23 protein-coding genes are annotated in these 23,132 nt (G+C 71.9%); 14 read left to right on the forward strand and 9 right to left on the reverse strand.

What is annotated here, in order from left to right:
• Nucleotides 1-18 precede the first annotated feature (18 nt).
• The 5 genes from ACZ4M5_RS11025 to ACZ4M5_RS11045 all read left to right on the forward strand — a co-directional run bounded on the left by ACZ4M5_RS11025 (nt 19) and on the right by ACZ4M5_RS11045 (nt 4,259).
• The gene (locus ACZ4M5_RS11025) at nt 19-1,008 is read left to right on the forward strand and encodes a carbohydrate ABC transporter permease (protein ID WP_467735241.1); all 990 of its coding nucleotides are present in this window, start codon (nt 19-21) and stop codon (nt 1,006-1,008) included.
• Nucleotides 1,005-1,850, forward strand: coding sequence for a carbohydrate ABC transporter permease (locus ACZ4M5_RS11030; RefSeq protein ID WP_467735243.1), 846 nt, complete (start codon nt 1,005-1,007; stop codon nt 1,848-1,850). Before ACZ4M5_RS11025 ends, ACZ4M5_RS11030 begins: the two co-directional genes overlap by 4 nt.
• Nucleotides 1,851-1,859: 9 nt before the next feature.
• Nucleotides 1,860-3,395, forward strand: a complete 1,536-nt coding sequence (locus tag ACZ4M5_RS11035) for a glycoside hydrolase family 3 protein (protein ID WP_467735245.1) — start codon at nt 1,860-1,862, stop codon at nt 3,393-3,395.
• A 73-nt stretch (nt 3,396-3,468) separates the two neighbouring features.
• A complete protein-coding gene (locus tag ACZ4M5_RS11040) occupies nt 3,469-3,717 on the forward strand; it encodes a helix-turn-helix transcriptional regulator (protein ID WP_369193766.1) in 249 nt (82 codons plus the stop codon).
• The gene (locus ACZ4M5_RS11045) at nt 3,714-4,259 is read left to right on the forward strand and encodes a hypothetical protein (RefSeq protein WP_467735248.1); all 546 of its coding nucleotides are present in this window, start codon (nt 3,714-3,716) and stop codon (nt 4,257-4,259) included. Before ACZ4M5_RS11040 ends, ACZ4M5_RS11045 begins: the two co-directional genes overlap by 4 nt.
• Before the next feature lie 136 nt (nt 4,260-4,395).
• Here ACZ4M5_RS11045 and nagB read toward each other — a convergent pair whose 3' ends face one another.
• Nucleotides 4,396-5,181, reverse strand: a complete 786-nt coding sequence (nagB, locus tag ACZ4M5_RS11050) for a glucosamine-6-phosphate deaminase (RefSeq protein ID WP_467735250.1) — start codon at nt 5,179-5,181, stop codon at nt 4,396-4,398.
• 421 nt (nt 5,182-5,602) lie between these two features.
• The gene (locus ACZ4M5_RS11055; protein ID WP_467735252.1) at nt 5,603-6,352 is read right to left on the reverse strand and encodes an SDR family NAD(P)-dependent oxidoreductase; all 750 of its coding nucleotides are present in this window, start codon (nt 6,350-6,352) and stop codon (nt 5,603-5,605) included.
• A gap of 96 nt (nt 6,353-6,448) precedes the next feature.
• Between ACZ4M5_RS11055 and ACZ4M5_RS11060 the strand changes: the two genes are divergently transcribed.
• Complete coding sequence (locus tag ACZ4M5_RS11060) at nt 6,449-7,204, forward strand: TetR/AcrR family transcriptional regulator (RefSeq protein ID WP_467735254.1); 756 nt, start codon at nt 6,449-6,451, stop codon at nt 7,202-7,204.
• Nucleotides 7,205-7,558: 354 nt separating this feature from the next.
• The gene (locus tag ACZ4M5_RS11065; RefSeq protein WP_467735572.1) at nt 7,559-9,025 is read left to right on the forward strand and encodes a sensor histidine kinase; all 1,467 of its coding nucleotides are present in this window, start codon (nt 7,559-7,561) and stop codon (nt 9,023-9,025) included.
• A gap of 371 nt (nt 9,026-9,396) precedes the next feature.
• On the opposite strand, the gene ACZ4M5_RS11070 is transcribed toward ACZ4M5_RS11065, so the two are convergent.
• Nucleotides 9,397-9,654 carry a WhiB family transcriptional regulator gene (locus ACZ4M5_RS11070; RefSeq protein ID WP_003992873.1) on the reverse strand — a complete coding sequence of 86 codons (258 nt, stop codon included), beginning with the start codon at nt 9,652-9,654 and terminating at the stop codon, nt 9,397-9,399.
• Between the two features lie 319 nt (nt 9,655-9,973).
• Nucleotides 9,974-10,942, reverse strand: coding sequence for a diacylglycerol/lipid kinase family protein (locus ACZ4M5_RS11075; protein ID WP_467735256.1), 969 nt, complete (start codon nt 10,940-10,942; stop codon nt 9,974-9,976).
• A gap of 116 nt (nt 10,943-11,058) precedes the next feature.
• Here ACZ4M5_RS11075 and ACZ4M5_RS11080 point away from each other — a divergent pair, with 116 nt between their 5' ends.
• On the forward strand, nt 11,059-11,502 hold the full coding sequence (locus tag ACZ4M5_RS11080) for a hypothetical protein (RefSeq protein ID WP_467735258.1): 444 nt from the start codon (nt 11,059-11,061) through the stop codon (nt 11,500-11,502).
• A gap of 3 nt (nt 11,503-11,505) precedes the next feature.
• Here ACZ4M5_RS11080 and ACZ4M5_RS11085 read toward each other — a convergent pair whose 3' ends face one another.
• The 3 genes from ACZ4M5_RS11085 to ACZ4M5_RS11095 form a co-directional block, all read right to left on the reverse strand.
• Entirely contained in the window at nt 11,506-12,642 is a 1,137-nt protein-coding gene (locus tag ACZ4M5_RS11085; protein ID WP_467735260.1) for an RNA polymerase sigma factor SigF, read from the reverse strand.
• A 17-nt stretch (nt 12,643-12,659) separates the two neighbouring features.
• A complete protein-coding gene (locus tag ACZ4M5_RS11090) occupies nt 12,660-13,073 on the reverse strand; it encodes an ATP-binding protein (protein ID WP_361198141.1) in 414 nt (137 codons plus the stop codon).
• Between the two features lie 262 nt (nt 13,074-13,335).
• A complete protein-coding gene (locus tag ACZ4M5_RS11095) occupies nt 13,336-13,596 on the reverse strand; it encodes a UBP-type zinc finger domain-containing protein (RefSeq protein WP_369193758.1) in 261 nt (86 codons plus the stop codon).
• A gap of 61 nt (nt 13,597-13,657) precedes the next feature.
• Between ACZ4M5_RS11095 and ACZ4M5_RS11100 the strand changes: the two genes are divergently transcribed.
• Nucleotides 13,658-15,256 (forward strand): Na+/H+ antiporter, encoded by a 1,599-nt coding sequence (locus ACZ4M5_RS11100; RefSeq protein ID WP_467735263.1) that lies wholly within the window; start codon nt 13,658-13,660, stop codon nt 15,254-15,256.
• 87 nt (nt 15,257-15,343) lie between these two features.
• Here ACZ4M5_RS11100 and ACZ4M5_RS11105 read toward each other — a convergent pair whose 3' ends face one another.
• Nucleotides 15,344-16,252, reverse strand: a complete 909-nt coding sequence (locus ACZ4M5_RS11105) for a 1-aminocyclopropane-1-carboxylate deaminase/D-cysteine desulfhydrase (protein WP_467735265.1) — start codon at nt 16,250-16,252, stop codon at nt 15,344-15,346.
• A 345-nt stretch (nt 16,253-16,597) separates the two neighbouring features.
• Here ACZ4M5_RS11105 and ACZ4M5_RS11110 point away from each other — a divergent pair, with 345 nt between their 5' ends.
• The 4 genes from ACZ4M5_RS11110 (at nt 16,598) to ACZ4M5_RS11125 (ending at nt 20,700) form a co-directional block, all read left to right on the forward strand.
• Nucleotides 16,598-18,004 carry a family 2B encapsulin nanocompartment shell protein gene (locus tag ACZ4M5_RS11110; protein WP_467735267.1) on the forward strand — a complete coding sequence of 469 codons (1,407 nt, stop codon included), beginning with the start codon at nt 16,598-16,600 and terminating at the stop codon, nt 18,002-18,004.
• A gap of 111 nt (nt 18,005-18,115) precedes the next feature.
• Nucleotides 18,116-19,285, forward strand: a complete 1,170-nt coding sequence (locus ACZ4M5_RS11115; protein ID WP_467735269.1) for a family 2 encapsulin nanocompartment cargo protein polyprenyl transferase — start codon at nt 18,116-18,118, stop codon at nt 19,283-19,285.
• 320 nt (nt 19,286-19,605) lie between these two features.
• Entirely contained in the window at nt 19,606-20,220 is a 615-nt protein-coding gene (locus tag ACZ4M5_RS11120) for a GNAT family N-acetyltransferase (RefSeq protein WP_467735271.1), read from the forward strand.
• A gap of 174 nt (nt 20,221-20,394) precedes the next feature.
• Nucleotides 20,395-20,700 (forward strand): hypothetical protein, encoded by a 306-nt coding sequence (locus ACZ4M5_RS11125; RefSeq protein WP_467735273.1) that lies wholly within the window; start codon nt 20,395-20,397, stop codon nt 20,698-20,700.
• Nucleotides 20,701-21,061: 361 nt separating this feature from the next.
• Here ACZ4M5_RS11125 and ACZ4M5_RS11130 read toward each other — a convergent pair whose 3' ends face one another.
• A complete protein-coding gene (locus ACZ4M5_RS11130; RefSeq protein WP_467735275.1) occupies nt 21,062-21,814 on the reverse strand; it encodes a VOC family protein in 753 nt (250 codons plus the stop codon).
• 102 nt (nt 21,815-21,916) lie between these two features.
• Between ACZ4M5_RS11130 and ACZ4M5_RS11135 the strand changes: the two genes are divergently transcribed.
• On the forward strand, nt 21,917-23,071 hold the full coding sequence (locus ACZ4M5_RS11135; RefSeq protein ID WP_467735277.1) for an inorganic phosphate transporter: 1,155 nt from the start codon (nt 21,917-21,919) through the stop codon (nt 23,069-23,071).
• The last annotated feature ends 61 nt before the right edge of the window (nt 23,072-23,132 follow it).

Below are 23,132 nucleotides of genomic sequence, written 5' to 3' on the forward strand. Positions count from 1 at the left end.
ACCGCCGAGGAGCGCGCGATGAGTGCCGCAGACACCCACATTCCCGCCAAGGTGCCGCCACCGCGGCAGGTGCCCATGCCGCCACCGCAGGCGCGTCGTCCACGCGGCCGGCGCACCTCGGGCGGGGCCGCCGCACCCTGGCTGCTGCTCGCGCCCTGCCTGGTCATCCTGGCCCTGGTCATGGGCTATCCGCTGGCCCGCCTGGTCACCCTGTCCTTCCAGAAGTTCGGCCAGTCGCAGCTGTGGGGCTTCCAGCCCGCGGAGTCGGTCGGCCTCGACAACTTCGCCAAGGTGCTGGGCGACGGCGAGTTCTGGGCCGTCGTCGGACGCACGATCGTCTTCGCGGCCGGCGCCGTCGTCTTCACCATGGTCATCGGCATGGGGCTCGCCCTGCTGCTGCAGCGGGTCTCCGGCTGGCTGAAGGTGCTCATCAACATCGTGCTGGTGGCCAGCTGGGGCATGCCGGTCATCGTGGCGACCACCGTCTTCAAATGGCTCTTCGACTCCGACTACGGCGTCTTCAACGCGCTGCTCAGCAAGCTGCCGGGCGTCGACATGATCGGCCACAACTGGTTCGCCAGCGGACCCGAGGGCCTCGCCGTGATCATGCTGCTGGTCATCTGGGGCGCCGTGCCCTTCGTGGTCATCACCCTCAGCGCCGGCCTCACCCAGGTACCCAAGGAACTGGAGGAGGCAGCCCGCCTGGACGGTGCCAGTTCCTGGGGCGTCTTCCGCTTCGTCACCCTGCCCGTCCTGAAGCCGATCATCGTGATGCTCACGACCCTGTCGGTCATCTGGGACATGGGCGTCTTCCCCCAGGTGTTCGTCATGCGCAACGGCCACCCCGAGCCGGAGTTCCAGGTCCTCAACACCTACTCCTACGACCGGGCCTTCGTCGTCAACGACTATGCCCAGGGCTCGGCCATCGCGCTGATCACCGTCCTGCTGCTGCTCGGCGTCGTCGCCGTCTACATGCGGCAGATGCTGAAGATCGGAGAGGTCGAATGAGCACGCTCGCCGGAACCCGCCGCCGCAGGAACCCGCGGCTCGGCTGGAACCTCCTCGGCCTGCTGGTCTTCCTCGTCGCGGGCTTCCCCCTCTACTGGATGCTCAACACGGCGTTCAAGCCGGCCAAGGACGCCATCGACCCCGACCCCAGCCTGCTCCCGACCGGCCTGACCTTCGACAACTTCGGCCGGGCGCTGGACATCGCCGACTTCTGGGGCCCGGTGGGCCGCAGCCTCGTGGTGTCCCTGGCGGTCGTCGTCATCGGCATGGCCGTCGGTCTGCTGGCCGCCCTCGCCATCTCCCGCTTCGCCTTCCGGGGCCGCAAGATCGTGATCGTCGGCATCCTCGCGGTCCAGATGGTCCCGCTGGTCGCCATGATCATCCCGGTGTTCCTGCTCCTGAACGACCTGGGTCAGTACGACAGGCTCACCGGCATCATCATCACCTACCTGACCTTCGTCCTGCCCTTCACGGTCTGGACGCTGCGCGGCTTCATCGTCAACATCCCCAAGGAGCTGGAGGAGGCCGCCATGGTCGACGGCTGCTCCCGCACCAGCGCCTTCCTGCGGGTGGTCTTCCCGCTGCTGGCCCCCGGGATGGTCGCCACCTCGGTCTACGGTTTCATCCAGGCCTGGAACGAGTACCTCTACGCCCTGATGCTCCTCAGCCAGAAGAACCAGACCGCGACCGTCTGGCTCGGCAACTTCACCACCAAGCACGGCACCGAATACGCGCCGATGATGGCCGGAGCCACGATGATGGCCGTGCCGATCGTCGCCCTCTTCCTCCTCGTCCAGCGCAAGATGGCCGCGGGCCTGACCGCGGGCGCCGTGAAGGGATGACCTCACCCGATGACGACACTCGCCAGCGGCACCGACACACTCACCCGCGACGCGCTGACCGTGCTCCAGCCCGGCTTCACCGGCACCACCGCTCCCGACTGGCTGCTGCGCCGGCTCGGTGAAGGGCTCGCCTCCGTCGGACTCTTCGGCCGCAACATCGCCTCACCCGGCCAACTCGCCGCCCTCACCGCCCAGCTGCGGGCCGAGCGCGACGACGTCCTCGTCGCCATCGACGAGGAGGGCGGCGACGTGACCCGGCTGGAGGTGCGCAACGGCTCCTCCTTCCCCGGCAACCACGCCCTCGGCGCGGTCGACGACGTGGAGCTGACCCGGCAGGTCGCCCACGAACTGGGCCGCCGCCTCGCCGCCTGCGGCGTCAACCTCAACTGGGCACCCTCCGCCGACGTCAACTCCGACCCCCGCAACCCCGTGATCGGCGTCCGCTCCTTCGGCGCCGACACGGCCCTGGCCGCCCGGCACACCGCCGCCTACGTCACCGGCCTGCAGTCCGCCGGCGTCGCCGCCTGCACCAAGCACTTCCCGGGCCACGGCGACACCGCCGTCGACTCCCACCACGCCCTGCCGCGCATCGACGTCTCCGCCGAGGTCCTGGCCGAACGGGAACTGGCCCCCTTCCGCGCCGCCATCGCCGCCGGCAGCCGCGCCGTCATGAGCGCCCACATCCTCGTCCCCGCCCTGGACCCCGAGCGTCCGGCCACCCTCTCCCGCCGCATCCTCACCGGCCTGCTCCGCGGCGAACTCGGCTACGACGGCCTGATCGTCACCGACGGCATGGAGATGCAGGCCATCGCCGGCACCTACGGCATCGAACGCGGCAGCGTCCTCGCCATCGCCGCGGGCGCCGACGCGATCTGCGTGGGAGGCGGCCTGGCCGACGACGCCACCGTGCTGCGGCTGCGCGACGCCCTGGTCTCGGCCGTGCGCACCGGCGAACTTCCCGAGGACCGCCTGGCCGACGCGGCCGAACGCGTCCGCGCCCTGGCCCGCTGGACCGGCACGGCCGACCGCTCGCCCGACAGCGCCCACGGCGCCGAGGTCGGCCTGCACGCCGCCCGCCGTGCCCTGACGCTGACCGCCGCGCCCGGTCTCGGCGACCCCGCGACCTTGGAACCCCTCACTGAACCCCCCTACGTCGCGGCCTTCACCCCCGTCGCCAACATCGCCGTCGGCGACGAGACGCCGTGGGGCGTCGCCGCCGAACTGATCCACCTCCTGCCCGGCACCGTCACCGGCAGCTTCACCGCCGACGCCGACGGGGGAGAGGCCGGGCACCACGCGGGCCGGGCCGCACTCCAGGCCGCCGGGACGCGCCGCATCGTCGCCGTCGTCCGCGACGAGCACCGCCATCCCTGGATGGCCGGTGCCCTCGACGTCCTGCTGTCGGCCCGCCCGGACACCGTCGTCGTCGAGATGGGCGTCCCGCAGGCCGCCCCACGCGGCGCGCTGCACATCGCCACCCACGGCGCGGCCCGCGTCTGCGGCCGGGCGGCGGCCGAGGTGATCGCCGGGGCCACGAGCCACTAGACCCGCTCCGGGAGGGCAGTGACGCCAGGCCACGTGGTTGCAGGGCTGCTGACGAATGTAGTACTTCTTATACATGAGCGAGCAGGTGCACAACAGGTTGGCCGTGGTGCGCGCCGAACGGAAGGTGTCGCGCCAGAGCCTGGCCGAGGCAGTGGGGGCCCACTACCAGACCATCGGCTACATCGAGCGGGGGCAGTACAACCCGAGCCTCGACCTGGCGCTGAAGATCTCCGCGTTCTTCGGGCTCCCGGTCGAGGCCCTGTTCTCCCTCGAACCGTTCCGGCCGCTCACGGACGAGGTCTACGGGAGGAACCAGCCATGACGGAACCGGCGATCACGACGACACGCCTGACCCGCTACGACCGGACCATGCTGCGGCTGATGAACGACCGCCGCGGAGCGGCCTGGTACGCCACCGCGGCGCGCCGCCGCCTGGCCGTCGCCGCGCACATCACCCTGACCGCGGCCATCGGCGGGCTGCTGACCGTCTTCTTCCTCGTCGAGGGCGAGCCGCTGTGGCCGGCGGCCGTGACGGCGGTGCTGTTCCTCCCCTGGATGGTCGCCACCGGCGTGATCAACGCCGCCACCCGGGGCCTGCTGGAACTGCGCGAACGCGCTCTCGACGAGCGTCAGTCCGCCGAGCGCACCCGGGTCCTGGCCCTGGCCCACCGCGCGACGACCCTGCTCCTGCTCGCCGGTGCGGCCGCCCTGCTGATCAGCGGTGGCCTCGACGGCGACGCCCCCAAGGCCTACGCCGCGCCCCTGCTCATCACCGTTCTCGTCGTGCACTGGCTGATGCCCCTGTGGGTGGCCGGCTGGCGCGCGCAGGACGAGCCGGGCGACGACGAGGTGGCGCAGCCCTGAGTTCCGGGGCATTGGGGGGAGAGTTGGCGGCGCCGGCCGGCGGGGGCGCCCGGCGCCGCCCCGGGATCTGCCGTCGGGCACCGGGCGGGGCCGCCCCTGCCTGCCCTGTGAACTGTCAGCTGCCAGGCCCGGGGCCTCAGATGCCCTGCCACTCCGGCTTGTTGGCGTACGTGTGGCGGAAGTAGTCCGCCAGCTTCAGCTTCGACGCCGCGGCCTCGTCGACGACCACCGTCGCGTGCGGGTGGAGCTGCAGCGCGGACGCGGGGCACACCGCCGCGACCGGCCCTTCCACCGTCGCCGCCACCGCGTCGGCCTTGCCCTCACCCGTCGCCAGCAGGACCAGGTGCCGGGCCTCCAGGATGGTGCCGATGCCCTGCGTGATCACGTGGTGCGGGACCTGGTCGATGTCCCCGTCGAAGAAGCGCGCGTTGTCGACCCGGGTCTGCTCGGTCAGTGTCTTGATGCGCGTCCGGGAGGCCAGCGAGGAGCACGGCTCGTTGAACCCTATGTGCCCGTCGGTCCCGATCCCCAGCAACTGGAGGTCCACACCGCCGGCCTCCGCGAGCACCTTGTCGTAGGCCTCGCACGCCCCCTGCACGTCCTCCGCCGTACCGTCCGGGCCGGTGAACTGCTCCATGCCGATCCCCAGCGGCTCCAGCACCTCGCGTCGCAGCACCGACCGGTAGGACTCCGGGTGGTCGGCGGGCAGTCCCACGTACTCGTCGAGCTGGGCGATGCGCGCCCGGGTCACGTCCACGGCACCGGAGCGCACCTTGCCGGCCAGCGCCTCGTACACCGGCAACGGCGTCGAGCCGGTGGCCACGCCCAGCAGGGCGTCGGGCTTGCGCCGGAGCAGCTGCGCCATGGCCTCGGCGATGAGCTCGCCGCCCGCCCTGGCGTCCGGGACGATGACAACTTCCACGCTGGGCCTGCCGATCTGAGAGGGATGCTCGACTGGGAGGGTGACCCGGGGGAGGGTCGTGTGGTTTAGACCAATCTAACAGAGCTGGAGCCTCCCTCCCAGGGTGGCGGACGCCCCTGCGCGGTGAGGCGGCCGCCGGGTGCAGGGCAGGTGGCCGGGCGGGGAACGGCTCCGGCGATGGTGTGGGCGGCGCCTCCGCCGGCCGTGGCGGGTCAGCCGGCCGTGACGCCCCCGCCGCCCGTGCGGGTCCGCTCACTGAGCAGCGGCTGCGGAGTGCCGCCCTGTCCTGTCCAGTGAAGACCCTGTCCGCAGGGACGGCCACGGCACACAGCTGTGATGTCCGTGGGCGCACCTGCGATGACCTCGGGGTACATCCAGCAGAAGCGGCTCCGCGAGGCCCGGGCGCGTATCCGTGGCACAGCTACGTCAGTGATCCCCCTGTCACGTCCACCCAGCTTCCCGTCACCCAGCGCCCGGCGTCCGAGACCAGGAACGCCACCACGTCCGCCACCTCGGCCGGCTCGCCCACGCCGCCCAGCGCCGATATCGCCTCGGCCTGCCGCCGGCCGCCGGGGCTGCTCAGCAGCGGGGCCGTGTTGTCGGTGTCGATGATTCCCGGCGCCACCGAGTTCACCGTGATGCCCCGAGGCCCCAGCACCTTGGACAGGTCCCGGGAGAGGACGTCCAGCGCGCCCTTGGTCATGGCGTACGCCATGTTGTCCGGCATCACCGCCGTCCGCGCCAGCCCTGACGAGACGTTGACGACGCGGCCGCCGTCCCGCAGCCGGGACATGCCGTGCTTGAGGAGGAAGAACGGCGCCTTCACGTTCACCGCGAACACCGCGTCGAACTCCCGCTCCTCCAACTGCTCGATGGGGCGGGTGTGGCCGATCCCCGCGTTGTTCACCAGGATGTCCAGGCCGTCCGCGTGCCGGTCGAACTCGTGCCACAGCGCTTCGGCGTCCCCCGGTACTCCCAGCAGCGCGCCCAGTGCGAACGCCGTGCCGCCCTCCTTCTCGATCGCCGCGACCGTCTCCTCGGCCGCCGTCTCGTTCCTGCCGTAGTGCACTGCGACGCGCGCCCCGTCGCGGGCCAGCCGCTCGGCGATGCCCCGACCGATCCCCCTGCTCGCCCCCGTGACGAGTGCCGTCCTGCCCGTGAGCACGCCCATGACGCTCCCCCTCCGTAATTCCCTAGCGGTCGCTACAGAAATGACCGTACAACAGCCCGCAGACATTTCTCTAGTGCCCGCTATAAAATGCACGCCATGGTGAACGACCAGGCATCACCGAAGGAGTCGACCGAGTCGGCGGAGTCGGCGGACTCGGCGCAGTCGAAAAAGCCGGAGCAGTCGGCGGAGCCGAAGAAGCCGGAGAAGCCGGAGGCGCCGGGCGCCGCCGCGGGCAGCCGCAAGAAGGGCAAACCGCGAGGGCGCCCCCGCTCCTTCGACCGCGAAACCGCTCTGGAGAAGGCTCTCCTGGCCTTCTGGGAGCACGGCTACGAAGCCACCTCCGTCTCCGACCTCACCCGCGTCATGGACATCGGCGCGCCGAGCCTCTACGCGGCCTTCGGTGACAAGAGGTCCCTCTTCGACGAGGTCGTCCAGGTCTACGGCGTGCGGTACGGCTCCTTCGCCGACCGGGCCCTCGCCGAGGAGCCGACCGCTCGCGCCGCCGCCGGACGTACCCTGCGCGAGGCCGCCACCGCGTACACGGAACCGGGTCATCCGCACGGCTGCCTCGTCATCCATGCCGCCGCCAACTGCTCCACCCCCGAGGTCGAACAGTCGTTGCGCGAACGCCGCAACGCCAACATCGCCGCTTTCGAGCGCCGCATCCGCGCCGATGTCGCCGTCGGCGTGCTGCCCGCGGACACCGACGCCGCCTCCCTGGCCCGCCACACCGGCGCCATGATCCAGGGCATGTCACAACAGGCGCGGGACGGGGCGAGCCGGGAGGAACTGGAAGCCGTCGCGGAAATTGCCATGACCGTGTGGCCCCGCACAGGAACCCACACGGGTTAGGCTGCCTGCTGGGCGCCGGCGCGCCCGGCACGTCGGAGAAAAAGACAGCAACGAACAGCCTCGCACGCATGGACACCCGCGAGTGGTCTAGTCCACAATGCGTGACGAGAACGCGTGTCACAGCGCGCAGCCAGCATCCGTCTTCCCCGCACAGGAAGGCGGACCGAGGATCCGAGGCTCTCTGCCCTGACTGCCCCGGCTCCTCATTCTCGGCCGACCGGGACCGCACACCCCACGGCCGATATTGCTCCGGGCTGCGGTGCCGGGAGGGTTGAGGGTCCCTCCCAGGCGCCGCGGCCCGCGGGTGTTTCAGTGCCGTACAAACCCCCGGGTACGCTCGCACCCGTGCCCTCCATGAACGAACTCGTACGCCAGCACACCGCACTCGACGACACCGATCTCGAGTGGCTCCATCTGCTGGTCTCGGAGTGGCAGCTGCTCTCCGACCTCTCCTTCGCCGACCTGGTCCTGTGGGTCCCCACCAGCGACGGCACCCGGTACGTGTCGGTCGCCCAGATGCGGCCCAACACCGGACCGACCTCCTACCAGGACGACATGGTCGGCCACCTCGTCCCGCGCGGTCGCCGTCCCATGCTGGACGCCGCCCTGGACGAGGGCCGCATCGTGCGGGAAGGCGACCCGGAGTGGCGCGAGGAGGTCCCCGTCCGGGTCGAGTCGATCCCCGTGCGGCGGGAGGGCCGCGTCCTCGGGGTCATCGCCCGCAACACCAACCTGCTCACCGTGCGCACGCCGAGCCGCCTCGAACTGACCTACCTGCAGAGTGCCTCGGACCTCGCTCAGATGATCGCGGCGGGTTCCTTCCCGTTCGCGAACCAGCAGCTCGACATGGACGCCTCGCCCCGCGTGGGCGACGGGCTGATCCGTCTCGACGCCGACGGCCTCGTCCAGTACGCCTCCCCGAACGCGCTGTCCGCCTACCACCGGCTCGGCCTCGCCTCCGACCTCGTCGGCCAGCACCTCGGCCGCACGACCGCCGAACTCGCCCCGACCCGGGGCCCGGTGGACGAGGCGCTGGCGAAGGTCGCCAGCGGCTGGGCACCGCGCGAGTTCGAGATCGAGGCCAGCGACGGGGTCATCCAGTTCCGCGCGATCCCCCTCAAGCCCAAGGGCACCCGCATCGGTTCCCTCGTGCTCCTGCGCGACGTCACCGAACTGCGCCGACGCGAACGCGAGCTGATCACCAAGGACGCGACCATCCGGGAGATCCACCACCGGGTCAAGAACAACCTCCAGACCGTCGCCGCCCTGCTCCGCCTCCAGGCCCGGCGCATCGAGTCCGACGGCGGGCGTGAGGCCCTGGAGGAGGCGGTGCGGCGCGTCGGATCGATCGCGATCGTGCACGAGACGCTGTCCCAGAACCTGGACGAGCGCGTGGAGTTCGACGACATCGCCGACCGGGTCCTCGCCATGGTGGCGGAGATCTCGCCCGGCAAGGTCGCCGGCCGGCGCACCGGCCGCTTCGGCATCCTCGACGCCGAGGTCGCCACGCCGCTGTCCATGGTGCTGACCGAGGTGTTGCAGAACGCGCTGGAGCACGGCTTCCGCGAGGGCGACACCGGCACGGTCGAGGTGTCGGCGGTCCGCGGCGGCACCACCAAGGAAGCCCGTCTGCTGGTCACGGTCCAGGACGACGGGGTCGGACTCCCGGAGGGCTTCGACCCGCACACGGCCGGCAATCTGGGCCTGCAGATCGTGCGCACGCTGGTGGAGGGCGAACTGGGCGGCACCTTCGACATGGTCCCGGCCCCGCAGCACGGGACCCGGGTGATCCTGGACATCCCGGTGCGCGGCGAGAAGTAGCGCGCAGCGGCCGGCTTCCGGCAATCCGAGCCGCATGGGAAGGAGCCGGCCGGCAATTCCCTTAGAAGCTAACGGAGTTGCGAAAGCCCACGTGTCAGATCCCACGTGTCAGATCCCACGTGGAAGATCCCCCGAGGAAGAGCCCACGAGGAAGGGTCCCCGAAGAAGGGCCCCCAAGAAGGAAGGGCGCCGCGACTTCCGTGACGGGCCCCGGAAAAGCATTGAGCCCCGGGCCGTCAACTGGCCCGGGGCTAAAGCTCGTTGTCGCTTGACTAAGCGCATCGGGGGAACTGCGCGCTGCGGCTCGGGGGCGGGAGATGCGTACGCGGTGTACGCGCCGCCAAGCTCAGGCTGTCAGCAGGGGTGCGTTGTCAGGCGGAAGCCTGACGAGCCCGGTTGCGAGCGGCGCGGCGCTTCATCGCGCGGCGCTCGTCCTCGCTGAGACCACCCCAGACGCCGGAGTCCTGGCCGGACTCGAGCGCCCACTGCAGACACTGCTCGATCACCGGGCAGCGACGGCAGACGGCCTTGGCTTCCTCGATCTGCAGCAGCGCAGGACCGGTGTTGCCGATGGGGAAGAAGAGCTCGGGGTCTTCCTCGCGGCAAACGGCGTTGTGACGCCAGTCCATGGCTGCTACCTCTCCTTGGTATTACGTGCAGGTGCTTGTGAATGTGAACGCTTTCACGAATCCCTCAACAAGTGAAGGGCCGACTGCCAGGTTCCCTGGCGTGGGTCCTGTGAGTTGATGAGGGATTCTGGTGATCAGTGGAGGCCGATCCTGCGGGCCGTCCCGATCGCCACGTAGAGACTCGCAAACCTCGGCGACGGATACAACCCCTTCCGGAAAGTTTTTTTTGATTCTTCGGTGTCGACTAGGTCACAGCCGTACTTCCATGGGGTGGATCCTGGCCTAAACGTTCGAGTGAAAGGACTTTAGCCAGTTCTGCTCACACAATCACACGCAGTGCACGGCGTACGCCTGTGAACGTCACGCTGGTTCGCAGTCCCAGGTGGTCGCCGTCCATCTGGAGGGGGAGCGGGACCTTCGAATGCAAGGTGAACTGTGTCAAGTCGTGCAAGGAAGTGGCGTGCTTCCCATGGGGGCCGCGCTCGGGGGACGAAGTGAGCAACTGGGTGCCATACCGGGCAACCGCCGCGGTGGAGAGGCGGCTGAGTGCGAAGACGTCGAGGCCGGTATCGAACGAGGCCTTAGGCGCCGCGTAGATCGGGCGATTCCCCAGAAACGTCCACGGCGAGGTGTTCGAGGCTATGGACAGGACCAGATCGGTGATCGGTTCCTCGCCCGCCCGCTCCAGCGTGATCGTGCCGTGCCGGCGGTTCGGCTCACCCAGGAGCTGGCGCACCACCTGGCGCACGTACAGCGCGTGCGTGGACTTGCGGCCCCGTTCGCGGTGCTGCTCCACCCGCCCCACCACGCCGGCGTCGAAACCGAGCCCGGCGTTGAAGGTGAACCAGCGGGACGGCACCGACTCGTCCTCCGTGCCGGCCGTGCCGGAGGTCAGACCGAGGCCGACCGTCCGCTCCCTGCCCTCGCGCAGGGCGTCCAGCAGGGCGCCGGTGGCCTCCACCGCGTCATTGGGCAGCCCCAGGGCGCGGGCGAAGACGTTCGTGGAACCGCCCGGGACCACGGCCAGGCCGGGGAGGTGCCCGGGGTTGGGGCCCGCGTGCAGGAGGCCGTTGACCACCTCGTTGACCGTGCCGTCGCCGCCGAGGGCCACCACCAGGTCGATGTCGTCGCTCTGGGCCGCGTGCCGCCCGAGGTCACGGGCGTGGCCGCGGTACTCGGTGGTGACCGCCTCCAGCTTCATCTCGCTGGCGAGCGCGTGGATCAGTACGTCGCGTGTGCGCGCACTTGTGGTGGTTGCCGCCGGATTGACCACGAGAAGTGCACGCATGACTGGCAGCGTACCTACTGGGTGGTACCTGGCCCAGACCGAGGTGGGGATCAGGTAAGAGAGCGGAGGTGAACCTGGCCGCGGGGGGCGCGTACGCCCAGGGCTACCCTTCAGGGGTGAGCAGTGAGCAGACCCCCACCACCGAGGAAACCACCGGCCCCCGCCCGCGGCGGCTCACCTACGCCGCGCTGCTGGCGGCACTGGAAGGGCTCGCGCTGGTCGTCGGCGGCGTCTGGATCCTCGTCCTCGGACTGAGCGGGCACCCGGACGACCGGCAGCAGGCCGTGACCGGTGGGATCACCCTGGTCGTGCTGGCGCTGCTGCCGCTGCTCGCCGCGCGCGGACTGCTGGCCCGCCGCAGCTGGAGCCGCGGACCCGCCGTCATCACACAGCTCCTCGCGCTGCCGGTGGCCTACAACCTGTTGCAGGCCGACAGCATGGCCATCCCGGGCGGGATCGCCCTGGCCGTCGTCGCCGTCGCGGCGCTCGTGCTGCTCGTGAACCCCGAGACCACCCGGGCCCTCGGGATCCGCGGGCCCGGAAACACCGGCGAGCGGTAGCCGTCACTCCTCGACGAGGAGCTTCTCCCGCAGCTGGGCCAGGGTGCGCGCCAGCAGCCGGGAGACGTGCATCTGCGAGATGCCGACCTCCTGCGCGATCTGCGACTGGGTCATGTTCCCGAAGAAGCGCAGCAGCAGGATCCGCTTCTCGCGCGGCGGGAGGTCCTCCAGCAGCGGCTTGAGTGACTCCCGGTACTCGACGCCCTCCAGCGCCTCGTCCTCCGCGCCGAGGGTGTCCGCGACCGCCGGCGACTCGTCGTCCGTGTCGGGGACGTCCAGGGACAGCGTGGAGTAGGCGTTGGCCGACTCCAGGCCCTCCAGGACCTCCTCCTCCGAGATCGCCAGCTTCTCGGCGAGCTCGTGGACCGTGGGGGAGCGGCCGTGCAGCTGCGACAGCTCGGCCGTCGCCGTCGTCAGCGACAGGCGCAGTTCCTGCAGCCGGCGCGGGACGCGCACCGCCCAGCCCTTGTCGCGGAAGTGCCGCTTGATCTCGCCGACGACCGTCGGGGTCGCGTACGTGGAGAACTCCACCCCGCGGTCCGGGTCGAAACGGTCGACCGACTTGATCAGGCCGATGGTGGCGACCTGAGTGAGGTCGTCCAGCGGCTCGCCCCGGTTGCGGAAGCGCCGGGCCAGGTGCTCCACCAGCGGCAGGTGCATGCGGACCAGCTGGTTGCGCAGCTCCGCGTACTCCGGGCTGCCGCTGCTCAGGGTGCGCAGCTTCAGGAACATCTCGCGTGCCCCGCTGCGGTCCGGGGACGCGTGGTGCGCGCCCTGAGTGCGGTGCGCGTTCGGCGTCTCGTCCTCGGAGTGTCGCTCGTGCTCGCTCATCGTCCCGCCCGTCGCCCTTCCCCGAGCCCTCGCCCCCTCCGCCACCCTCGACTCCTCGTGGGTGGCGGGACCCCCCTGGGCCGGGGGTGCGGTGACCTCCCCGCCCGGAGGCGCGCTCCGCACGGCGCTGTCCCGCTCCGGCCTCGCACCGCCCGGGAGGACGGCCCCCGCGGCGTCGTCCTCCGGGTGCGGGCGGGCCTGCTCGGGAATGCCGTCGATACCGTCCGCCATACGCCGGGCTCCGCTCGGACCGCTCGTGCCCGTGCCCTCGGCCGGCAGCTCTCGTGTGCTGCGCTCTTCGTCCCGCACCGGCCCGTCCCCGTTCCTCACGCCGGCCCGGGTCCCGCGCCGCGCTGTTTGTAGAGGCTGATCGAAACGGTTCTGTCCTTGTCCACGGCAGAGGAGACCTTGCCCGCGAGGGCGGACAGGACGGTCCAGGCGAAGGTGTCCCGCGAAGGGGCGTGCCCGTCCGTGGTCGGCGCCGAGACGGTGACCTCGAGTGAGTCGTCGACGAGGCGGAAGACGCAACTGAGCACCGAGCCGGGCACGGCCTGCTGCAGCAGGATCGCGCAGGCCTCGTCCACCGCGATGCGCAGGTCCTCGATCTCGTCGAGGGTGAAGTCCAAACGGGCCGCGAGACCGGCCGTGGCCGTACGCAGCACCGACAGGTAGGCCCCCGCGGCCGGCAGCCGGACTTCTACGAAGTCCTGGGTCGCGGGCTCGCCTGCGATCTGGGACACCCTCACCTCCATGGTGGTACAAGCGTTATAGGGCCCGAGGGTCGCCCCCCGGGGGTAACGCGCTACGTGGTTCAGCGGTGACGCTATCGCGCTCTGAACGGTCCTGTCCCCGGGACCCCAACCCCTTGTCGTCACTCACAGTAAACCTGTGGATACGCTCCGTGTCTAGGGGTCGGGCGGGCCCAAATGGGAAGAGCGTGCGCCGGGTTGACGTACCCAGACGTCAGACGGTCGAACCGTCCTGCGGCGGGGTCCTGCGGCGTCACACCAGAACATGGTCGACGAAGCACCACCGCCACGCCTCCCCGGGCTCATGGGTCCGCATCACGGGATGGCCGGACTCCTTGTGGTGCCGCGCCGCGTGCCGCCCCGGCGAGGAATCGCAGCAGCCGACGTGACCACAACTGAGGCACAGCCTCAGCTGCACCGGATCCGTGCCCTCCGCCAGGCACTCCGGACAGGTCTCGGTGAGCGGACCCGGTTCGGGGTGCGGCAGCGCGTCGGCGTGCGTGCACTGTTTCATGATTGCCAGGTTACGACGGTCGGGCCGAAGACCGCGTGGAAAAAGAGGGCGGGCGAGATCGATGGACGTGATGCCACTGCTGCTCCTGGTGGCGGGCAGTGCCGCGATCGCCGCGGCCGCGCGGCGCACACCGGTGCCGGCGCCGCTGCTGCTGGTGGCGGCCGGACTGGCGGTGAGCTACATCCCGGGGGTGCCGGACTACACGCTCGACCCCCACGTCGTGCTGCCGCTCATCCTGCCCCCGCTGCTGCACACGGCGGCCAGTGACAGCTCCTACCTCGACCTGCGGGCACAGCTGCGGCCGGTGGCGATGCTGTCCGTCGGCTACGTGCTGTTCGCGACGTTCGTCGTCGGCTGGGCCCTGTACGTGATCGTGCCGAACATGCCGCTGACGGCCGCCCTGGTCTTCGGCGCGGTCGTCGCACCCCCGGACGCGGTCGCGGCGACGGCGGTGGCCCGCCGGGTGGGACTGCCGTCCCGGATCACCACGATCCTCCAGGGCGAGTCCCTGCTGAACGACGCCACCGCCATCACCGCCTACCGGGTCGCCCTCGCGGCCGCCGTCGGCGAGGGCGCGACCTGGGCCGGGGGCATCGGCGAGTTCCTGCTCGCCGCCGTGGGCGGTGTCGTGGTCGGACTCGTGCTGATGGCGCCGATCCACTGGCTGCGCACCCACGTGAAGGAAGCGCTGCTGCAGAACACCCTGTCCCTGCTCACCCCGTTCGTCGCCTACGCCGTCGCCGAGCAGGTGCACGCCTCCGGTGTCCTGGCTGTCGTGGTCGTCGCGCTCTACCTCGGGCACCGCGCGTGGGAGGTCGACTTCGCCACGCGCCTGCAGGAGGACGCCGTCTGGAAGATGGTCGCCTTCGTCCTGGAGTCGGCGGTGTTCGCGCTGATCGGCCTGCAACTGCCGATCGTCCTGCGCGGACTGGGGGAGTACGCGGGCTCCGAGGCGGCCTGGTACGCGGTCGCGGTCTTCCTGGTGGTGGTCGCCACCCGGTTCGTGTGGGTGTACCCCTCGGCCTTCCTGCCGCCGCTGCTGTCGGCCCGGATCCGCGAACGGGAGGAGAAACTCACCTGGAAGGCGCCCTTCGTGGTCGGCTGGGCCGGGATGCGGGGCGTGGTGTCGCTGGCCATCGCCTTCTCCATCCCGCTCACGCTGCACGACGGCGAGGAACCCTTCCCGCAGCGCAACCTGATCCTCTTCCTGACCTTCACCACCGTCATCGGGACCCTCGTCGTGCAGGGCCTGACCCTGCCCCCGCTGATCCGTCTGCTGAAGTTCCCCGGACGGGACGCCCAGGCCGAGACCCTCGCCGAGGCCAACGCCCAGGCGCAGGCCTCCCGGGCGGCCGAGCGCCGCCTGAACGACCTCCTCGCCGACGAGCGCAACGCCCTGCCCGGTCCGCTCGCCGAACGTCTGCGCACGGTCCTGGAACGCCGCCGCAACGCTGTCTGGGAGCGCCTCGGGCAGGCGAACCCGATCACCGGGGAGTCCGTGGACGACACCTACCGGCGGCTGTCGCGGGAGATGATCAGCGCCGAGCGCGAGGTGTTCGTCAAGCTCCGCGACGGCCGCTACATCGACGACGAGATGCTGCGGACCCTGCTGCGCAGGCTGGACCTGGAGGAGGCGGCGGCCTTCCGGGAGACGGCGTGACGGCCGGGCCCCGGGGCGCTCCGGGAGGCGTGGCCGGACCTCGGCTCACGGGAACGGGCGGCCCGGGACGGGTGGCCGGACCTCGGGTCACGGGAACGGGCGGCCCGTGATCACGGCCGCCAGTGTCGTCCCGCGCGGGAAGGCGCCCTCGTCCACGAGGGTGACGAGCCCGTACAGCAGCTTGGCGACGTAGAGGCGCTCGACGGGCAGGCCGTGGCGCTGCTCGAAATCCGCGGCGAACGCCTCCAGCGCGGCGGGCACGCGCGCGTAGCCGCCGAAGTGGAAACGGTCGTCCAGGTCCCAGGTGCCACGCCGGCCGCCGAAGGCGTCTCGTTGCAGGGCCTCGGTCTCCGCGGCCAGGAAACCGCCCTTGAGTACCGGTACGCCCAGAGCGCGCTGCCCGGGTGCGAGACCGGCGGCCAGACCCGCCAGGGTGCCTCCGGTTCCGCAGGCCACGGCGACGACGTCGGCCTTGCCGCGCAGTTCGGCGCCCAGCTCCCGGCAGCCGCGCACCGCCTCGGCGTTGCTGCCGCCCTCGGGGACGACGCAGACGTCCTCGGCCCCCGCCGCGCGCAGGAGAGAGGCCAGGACGGGCGGCTCCGCCTTGCGGCGGTACGTCGTCCGGTCGGCGAAGTGCAGCCGCATCCCGTCGGCTGCGCAGCGCGCCAGGGAGGGGTTCAGGGGCCGGGTCGCCAGTTCGTCGCCGCGTACGACGCCGACCGTGGGGATGCCGAGCAGCCGGCCGGCCGCTGCCGTGGCGCGCAGGTGGTTGGACCAGGCACCGCCGAACGTGACGACGGTCCGGCCGGCGGCAGCCGCGAGATTCGGCGCCAGCTTGCGCCACTTGTTGCCGATCAGCTCCGGATGGATCAGGTCGTCGCGCTTCAGCAGCAGCCGCACGCCCCGCCGCTCGAACCGGCCGTCGACGACCTCCTGCACCGGCGAGGGGAGCCGGGGGCGCAGTGAGGCGAGGCCGGAGGTGTCGGGGCTGGTCACCGCGCCATTGTCACCCGGGAGTAGGGGGTGCCGGGCCGGTGCCGACGGTGTGGGGCGATCGCCCGGCGTCCGTCGCCGACGAGCCGCGGCTGCCGCCCCACGGCCTCCGTGCGTTCGTCGCGTCGGCCGGTCCCGGCCCGCGGCCTCACCGGTGCTTCCGGGAGCCGCAGTTCGGTGTTTTCGAACGCCGGGGACCCTCGAAGTGGCCCCCCTGCCCAGCGCGGCAAAGATCCATTCCCGCTCTTTCGGGTAATAGCACCACGACGCTGCGTGAGGAAGGCTGGCCCGTGCACAGCGATGCCCGAGGCATATGGGCGTCGGTCACAATCGGGGAGGCAGTTCTCTATGTCGGTAGGCGAAGAGGTCCGCACGGAGCAGACCAAGCCGCAGCAGAGTCTCGGCACAGCGGCCGCGCGGAACCTGGCCACCACGACCAAGTCCGTGCCGCAGATGCAGGAGATCAGCTCTCGCTGGCTGCTGCGCATGCTGCCCTGGGTCGACATCAAGGGCGGTACGTACCGGGTGAACCGGCGGCTCACGTACGCCGTGGGCGACGGCCGGCTGACGTTCGTCAAGACCGGCGACCGTGTCGAGATCATTCCCGCGGAGCTGGGCGAACTGCCGGCACTGCGGTCCTACGAGGACGAGGAGGTCCTCTTCGAGATCGCGCGCCGCTGCGAGCAGCGGGAGTTCGCGGCGGGTGAGGTGATCACGTCGTTCGGCGGCCCGTCCGACGAGGTGTACCTGCTGGCGCACGGCCGGGTCGAGAAGGTCGGCACCGGCCCCTACGGGGACGACGAGTCCCTCGGCATCCTCGCCGACGGCGCCTACTTCGGCGACGACGCACTGCTCGACGAGGACGCGATCTGGGAGTACACGGCCCGCGCGCTCACCGCCTGCACCGTGCTCGTCCTGCCCCGCGCCGAGTTCCAGCAGATCGCGGAGCGCTCGGACACCCTGACCGAGCACCTCCGGCAGGTCCGCTCGATCCCCTCGCAGCGCTCCAACAAGTACGGCGAGAAGGAGATCGACCTCTCCGCCGGCCACTCGGGCGAGCCGGACATCCCGCACACGTTCGTCGACTACGAGGCCCGGCCCCGCGAGTACGAACTGAGCGTCGCCCAGACCGTCCTGCGCATCCACACGCGCGTGGCCGACCTGTACAACCAGCCCATGAACCAGACCGAGCAGCAGCTCCGGCTGACGGTCGAGGCGCTCAAGGAGCGCCAGGAGCACGAGCTCATCAACAACCGGGACTTCGGTCTGCTGCACAACTGCGAGTACGACCAGCGGATCCAGCCGCACGACGGCGTTCCCAGCCCGGACGACCTGGACGAGCTGCTCAGCCGGCGCCGCGGCACCAAGCTGCTGCTCGCGCACCCGCGGGCCATCTCCGCGTTCGGCCGCGAGCTCAACAAGCGGGGCCTGGTGCCCGAGACCATCGACATGGCCGGCAACCGCATCCCCACCTGGCGCGGCGTGCCGATCTTCCCGTGCAACAAGATCCCGGTGACCGAGGCGCGGACGACCTCGATCATCGCCCTGCGTACCGGCGAGGCCGACCAGGGCGTCATCGGTCTGCGGGCCTCCGGCATCCCGGACGAGATCGAGCCGAGCCTGTCCGTGCGCTTCATGGGCATCAACGAACAGGCCATCATCAAGTACCTGGTCACGGCCTACTACTCGGCCGCGGTCCTGGTGCCGGACGCGCTGGGCGTCCTGGAGAACGTCGAGATCGGCCGCTGGCAGTGACGCTCCCCGTGTGCCTCTCGCGTCCCCGCCTGGCGCGGCGGGTGGGCCCTTGGGGCATGCGCCCGGCGGCAGCGGAAGCGCCACCGTCGGCTCACCCCCCGAGGCGGCCCCATGGGTGATTCCCTCACGGAGCCCCGGACGGAGCCGACGCTGCCCGCCCCCGGCGGGCAGCCCGGGGCCGAGTCCCGGCCGCCGGTCGGGCCGTCGGAAGGACGCAGCCCGATCGGGACGCAGCGGCAGGGCCGGACCGAACCGGCCGAGGGACACGAGGCGGCGACGCTCCTGGAGCGGGCCCGCGCGGAGGTCGACCCGGTGCTGCGGTGCGCCCTCGGCACCCTGCCCGCGCCGATGCGCCGGGTCGCGCTCTACCACTTCGGCTGGGAGCAGGCCGACGGCAGTCCCGCCGACGGAGGCTCGGGCAAGGCCATCCGTCCCGCTCTGGTCCTCGCCGCGGCGTCCGCCCTCGGCGGTCCGGAGGCTCGGGCCGCAGCCGCCACGGCAGCAGCCGCGGTGGAGCTGGTCCACAACTTCACGCTGCTGCACGACGACGTGATGGACCGGGACGCCACCCGCCGTCACCGGGCCACCGCCTGGACCGTGTTCGGTGACGCGGACGCGATCCTCGCCGGTGACGCCCTGCAGGCGCTGGCGCTGAGGCTGCTGGCCGAGGACCCGCGTCCGGTGTCCCGGGCGGCGGCCGCCCGGCTCGCGGACTGCGTGATCGAACTGTGCGCGGGCCAGCACGCGGACACGGCCCTGGAGCACTGCGCCCCGGGCGAGGTGACGCTCGACGAGGTGCTCGCCATGGCGGAGGCCAAGACGGGCGCACTGCTCGGCAGCGCCTGTGCGATCGGCGGTCTGTACGCGGGTGCCTCGGACGACGAGGTGGCGGCACTGGACGCGTTCGGCCGGGAGGCCGGGCTCGCCTTCCAGCTCATCGACGACATCATCGGCATATGGGGCGATCCGCGTCGTACCGGCAAGCCCGCCGGCGCGGATCTGGCCGCCCGCAAGAAGTCCCTGCCCGTCGTCGCGGCGTTGGTCTCCGGGACTCCGGAGGCGGCGGAACTGGCCGAACTGTACGCACGGCCCAGCGAGAAGGAGGACCTCGACCACATCGCCACCACCGTGGAGCGTGCGGGAGGCCGGGACTGGGCACAGATCCAGGCGGCGGACCGGATGGCCCGGGCGATGCAGCAGCTCTCCCGGGCGGTGCCGGACCCGGAGTCGGCGGGCGGACTGCTGGCCCTCGCCGAGTTCGTGACACGGCGCAGCAGTTGACGGCCGACGCCCGTCGGCGGTCACCGTTCGGCGGTCGGTGAGAACCGGCCGCCGGCAGCACTGACGGCCCTTCGGGCGACCGAAGGGCACGACCCCGGAGCGCCGGGGCCGTGCGGCTCCTGACCCCGCACGGTCACCGGCCTCCGGCCGGCGGGTCCCGCACTGCCCCACGGTGTGCGGGGCCCGCCCCTTACAGGTGTCACGTCCTCGGGATAGGGCGCGCGTTCGACTGATTTGCGCCAAGCTCGCTCGCGGTTCGGCCCGGTGACCCTCAACGCCCCTACGATCAACGCCGATCGGACGAGTGAAGGGGCGAAAGCATGGGTGTGGCGATCCGGACGGCGGACGAAGGGGACAGGGACCTGATCGTCCGTCTGCTCGACGAGGCGTTCCAGGACGACCCCGTGAGCGGCTGGGTCTTCCCCGACGCGCAGGACCGTCGCGCGCACCACCCCGGGCTCATGGCCGCCTTCACCGACATCGTGTTCGAGGCCGGCCGCATCGACGTCACGGAGGACGGCTCGGCCTGTGCGCTGTGGCTGTCCCTGCCCGACGGTGATCCACATCAGGACGACGACGCCGAGGACGAGGGCCCGGCCCAGGTGCGGGAGGCCGTCGACCCCGGCAACGAGCGCATCGAACTCATCGGCCGGCTCACCGCGGGCATCCACCCCTCGGGGCGGGCCCACGAGTACCTGTGGATGATCGGCGTCGCCCCCGGCCGCCAGGGCGAGGGGCTCGGCACGGCGCTCATCGAGTCGGTCCTCGACCGGTGTGACCGCGACGGGACCGCGGCGTACCTGGAAGCGAGCAGCGCACGCAGCCGCACGCTGTACGAACGCCTCGGCTTCGAGCCCTGCGGCCCCGCCCTGCACCTGCCCGGCGGCCCGGAGATGTGGCCGATGTGGCGCGAGCCGGCGTCGCACACGGTCTAGGACGACCCGGCCCCTACCCGCCAGCCGGCCGGCGACGTCCGGCCCGCGCAGGGTCCGCCCACCACCCCGGCGTGACCACCCCGGCGCGCCGCGGTCCGGGCCGGGTGCCGCGATCCGGCGGGTGTCCGCCCACGGCGGGGAGCGGCGCGGCCCGGACCGGCCTAGGCTGAGGACATGGGCAGCAGCGAACAGCACGTCTGTCCCACTTGCGGACAGCCGGTGGAAACCGTCGTCCGGCGGCACAAGACGCTGGGCACCTGGGTCCCGCGATGGGTGGCGGGCCCCTGCCACAACCCGGACTGCGGAGCCCGGGAGACCGAGGGCGCCGACAGCGCCGACACCGTGGCGGCCCGCCCCGCGGCGGAGCAGCAGCCGGCCGAGTCACCCGCCGCCACGGCGACGGCACCACCGGAGAACGCCCCGCCCGGCGCCACCCCGCCGCGGACGGCGCCGGAGGAAACCGTCACACGGCGCCCCTGAGCCCAGCCGCCGAGGCCGGGCCACCCCGCGTCGAACCCGTCGGCCGGAGCCCGTCTCGGGCCCGCCGGCCGGCGCCCCGCGGGGGGCTGCCGCGTGCCCCATGGGCTCAGGGGTGGAGCGCCGCCGCCGTGTGCCGCACGCCGTGCTGATGGCGTGGATGCTCCTCGTGGCCACGGCGGGTGCGCTCACCGTGCGGATGCGGGACCCGGCGGAGCCCGGAGGGCCGTACGTCCGGCAGAACACCGAACCCGGGGAGACCTACGACCTACACCGAACCCGGGGAGACCTACGACCTGTCGCCCTGCCCGACGCGCGACGCGGGTCGGCTCGTCTCCTGCGCGGACGCCGGCTCGCGCTGACGTCAGGCCGTCTCCCGGGACCCGGGGCGCACTCCGCCCGTCGCCGGATCGCGGGACGTCAGGCAGTACAGGCCGCCCGCGGGGGCGCGCATCACCGTCCAGCCGGGGAAGCCCGACACGAAGGCCGCCCCGAGGGCCTCGTGCCGCGCCCGGGTCGCGGCCGGGTCCGCGCAGGCCAGGTCGAGGTGCGCGGAGACCGGCCGCTCCTCGTCGAGGCGCTGGAGCAGCAGACGGACCGGCAGGCCGGACGGCGGCTGGACCACATGGAACTCGGGCAGGGACCCCGGCCGCGACTCCCAGCCGGCCAGCAGCGCGCTCCAGAAGGCGACTTCGGCGCCGTACGCAGACGGGGGGACGTCCACGCACACCTGGTCGAGCCGGCTGCCCCGCACCACGCCCGGCCGTGACGCCTGGCCGCGCCACGGGTCCGCGCAGAACAACTGACCGCCCGGCGAGCGCAGTACGACGAGCGACCCGAGGTCCGCCACCACACTCGCGCCGAGCCGCACCGCCGCGGCGGCGAACTCCGCCACGTCGTCCACGCAGAAGTCGAGGTGCGCGCCGCCCGGCCCGGACTCCACCGCCTGCGCTTTCACGTACGCGTCGGCACCGTCCGGGAGCAGGGTGACGAACTCCTCCTGTTCACCGCGCAGTTCGGACAGCCGGGTGTCCGTGACCGCCGTCCAGAAGTCGCAGGCGGCGCGGAAGCCGGAGCGGGGGCGGTCGATGAAGGCGTAGGTCCAGCGGATCGTCATGGGCGCGATCGTAGAGGGCCCGCCACGGCCACCTGCGTGAACCTTGCGCCTGCTCCGCCTCGCCGGTCCCGCCCCCCGGCCCGGACTTGTTTGCATGCTGCAATGGACCACATCACGTTCCTCGTGGCGGCCGTGATCATCACGGCACTCGTCTTCGACTTCACCAACGGATTCCACGACACGGCGAACGCGATGGCCACCTCCATCGCCACCGGCGCGCTCGCCCCCCGGACGGCGGTCCTGATCAGCGGTGTCCTCAACGTCGCCGGTGCGTTCCTGTCCACCGAGGTCGCCCGGACCATCTCGGACGGCATCGTGGACGACGGCCTCGTCACCCCCGGCATGATCTTCGCGGGGCTGGTCGGGGCGATCCTGTGGAACCTGCTGACCTGGCTCCTCGGACTGCCGTCCAGCTCCTCCCACGCCCTCTTCGGCGGGCTGATCGGGGCGGTGTGGGCCGGAGCGGGCAGCCAGGGGGTACACGTCGGCAAGGTCGTCGAGAAGGTCCTGGTGCCGGCGGTGGCCTCACCGCTGGTGGCCGGGCTCGCGGCGCTGCTGGCCACCGGCCTCGCCTACCGGCTCACCCGCCGGGCCCGCCCGGAGACGGTGACCAGGGGCTTCCGCGTCGGCCAGGTCGTCTCCGCCTCGCTGGTCTCCCTCGCCCACGGCACGAACGACGCGCAGAAGACCATGGGCGTCATCACCCTCACCCTCGTCTCGGCCGGGGCGCTCGGCGCGGACGCCGGGCCGCCCCTGTGGGTGGTCGCCTCCGCGGGTCTGGCCATGGGTCTCGGCACCTATCTCGGCGGCTGGCGGATCATCCGCACGATGGGCAAGGGCCTGGCGGAGATCCGCTCCCCCCAGGGCTTCGCGGCGGAGACCGCCTCCACGGCCGTCATCCTCACCTCCGCCCACCTCGGCTTCGCCCTGTCCACCACGCAGGTCGCGTCGGGCAGCATCCTCGGCGCGGGGCTGGGCCGCCGGGTCGCGGAGGTCCGCTGGGGCGTGGCGGGCCGCATGGTGGTCGCCTGGGTGCTCACTCTGCCCGCGGCCGGGCTGATCGGCGGCCTGGCGGCCGCCGTCGTCGGCTCCGGCGGCGACCTCGGTACGGCCGTCGTCGGACTCGCCGGCGCCGCTCTCGCCGCCGGCATGGTGCTGGTCTCGCGCCGCACCCCGGTGAACGCCCACAACGTCAACGACGCGCACGACGTCCCGCTCCCCGGTGAACGGCCGGCGAAGGTCGGTTCGGCCGCGTGAGACCGCGCACACGGCGAAGGGGCCCGGCAGCCGATCCGGCCGGGCCCCTTCGCCGCAGGAG

Source organism: Streptomyces sp. NPDC026246, from assembly GCF_055567995.1.

Coding starts and splice junctions, on each gene's coding strand:
- ACZ4M5_RS11025 (WP_467735241.1), top strand. CDS start 19: ATGAGTGCCGCAGACACCCACATTCCCGCCAAGGTGCCGCCACCGCGG.
- ACZ4M5_RS11030 (WP_467735243.1), top strand. CDS start 1,005: ATGAGCACGCTCGCCGGAACCCGCCGCCGCAGGAACCCGCGGCTCGGC.
- ACZ4M5_RS11035 (WP_467735245.1), top strand. CDS start 1,860: ATGACGACACTCGCCAGCGGCACCGACACACTCACCCGCGACGCGCTG.
- ACZ4M5_RS11040 (WP_369193766.1), top strand. CDS start 3,469: ATGAGCGAGCAGGTGCACAACAGGTTGGCCGTGGTGCGCGCCGAACGG.
- ACZ4M5_RS11045 (WP_467735248.1), top strand. CDS start 3,714: ATGACGGAACCGGCGATCACGACGACACGCCTGACCCGCTACGACCGG.
- ACZ4M5_RS11055 (WP_467735252.1), bottom strand. CDS start 6,352: ATGGGCGTGCTCACGGGCAGGACGGCACTCGTCACGGGGGCGAGCAGG.
- ACZ4M5_RS11060 (WP_467735254.1), top strand. CDS start 6,449: ATGGTGAACGACCAGGCATCACCGAAGGAGTCGACCGAGTCGGCGGAG.
- ACZ4M5_RS11065 (WP_467735572.1), top strand. CDS start 7,559: ATGAACGAACTCGTACGCCAGCACACCGCACTCGACGACACCGATCTC.
- ACZ4M5_RS11070 (WP_003992873.1), bottom strand. CDS start 9,654: ATGGACTGGCGTCACAACGCCGTTTGCCGCGAGGAAGACCCCGAGCTC.
- ACZ4M5_RS11075 (WP_467735256.1), bottom strand. CDS start 10,942: ATGCGTGCACTTCTCGTGGTCAATCCGGCGGCAACCACCACAAGTGCG.
- ACZ4M5_RS11095 (WP_369193758.1), bottom strand. CDS start 13,596: ATGAAACAGTGCACGCACGCCGACGCGCTGCCGCACCCCGAACCGGGT.
- ACZ4M5_RS11100 (WP_467735263.1), top strand. CDS start 13,658: ATGGACGTGATGCCACTGCTGCTCCTGGTGGCGGGCAGTGCCGCGATC.
- ACZ4M5_RS11110 (WP_467735267.1), top strand. CDS start 16,598: ATGTCGGTAGGCGAAGAGGTCCGCACGGAGCAGACCAAGCCGCAGCAG.
- ACZ4M5_RS11115 (WP_467735269.1), top strand. CDS start 18,116: ATGGGTGATTCCCTCACGGAGCCCCGGACGGAGCCGACGCTGCCCGCC.
- ACZ4M5_RS11120 (WP_467735271.1), top strand. CDS start 19,606: ATGGGTGTGGCGATCCGGACGGCGGACGAAGGGGACAGGGACCTGATC.
- ACZ4M5_RS11125 (WP_467735273.1), top strand. CDS start 20,395: ATGGGCAGCAGCGAACAGCACGTCTGTCCCACTTGCGGACAGCCGGTG.
- ACZ4M5_RS11130 (WP_467735275.1), bottom strand. CDS start 21,814: ATGACGATCCGCTGGACCTACGCCTTCATCGACCGCCCCCGCTCCGGC.
- ACZ4M5_RS11135 (WP_467735277.1), top strand. CDS start 21,917: ATGGACCACATCACGTTCCTCGTGGCGGCCGTGATCATCACGGCACTC.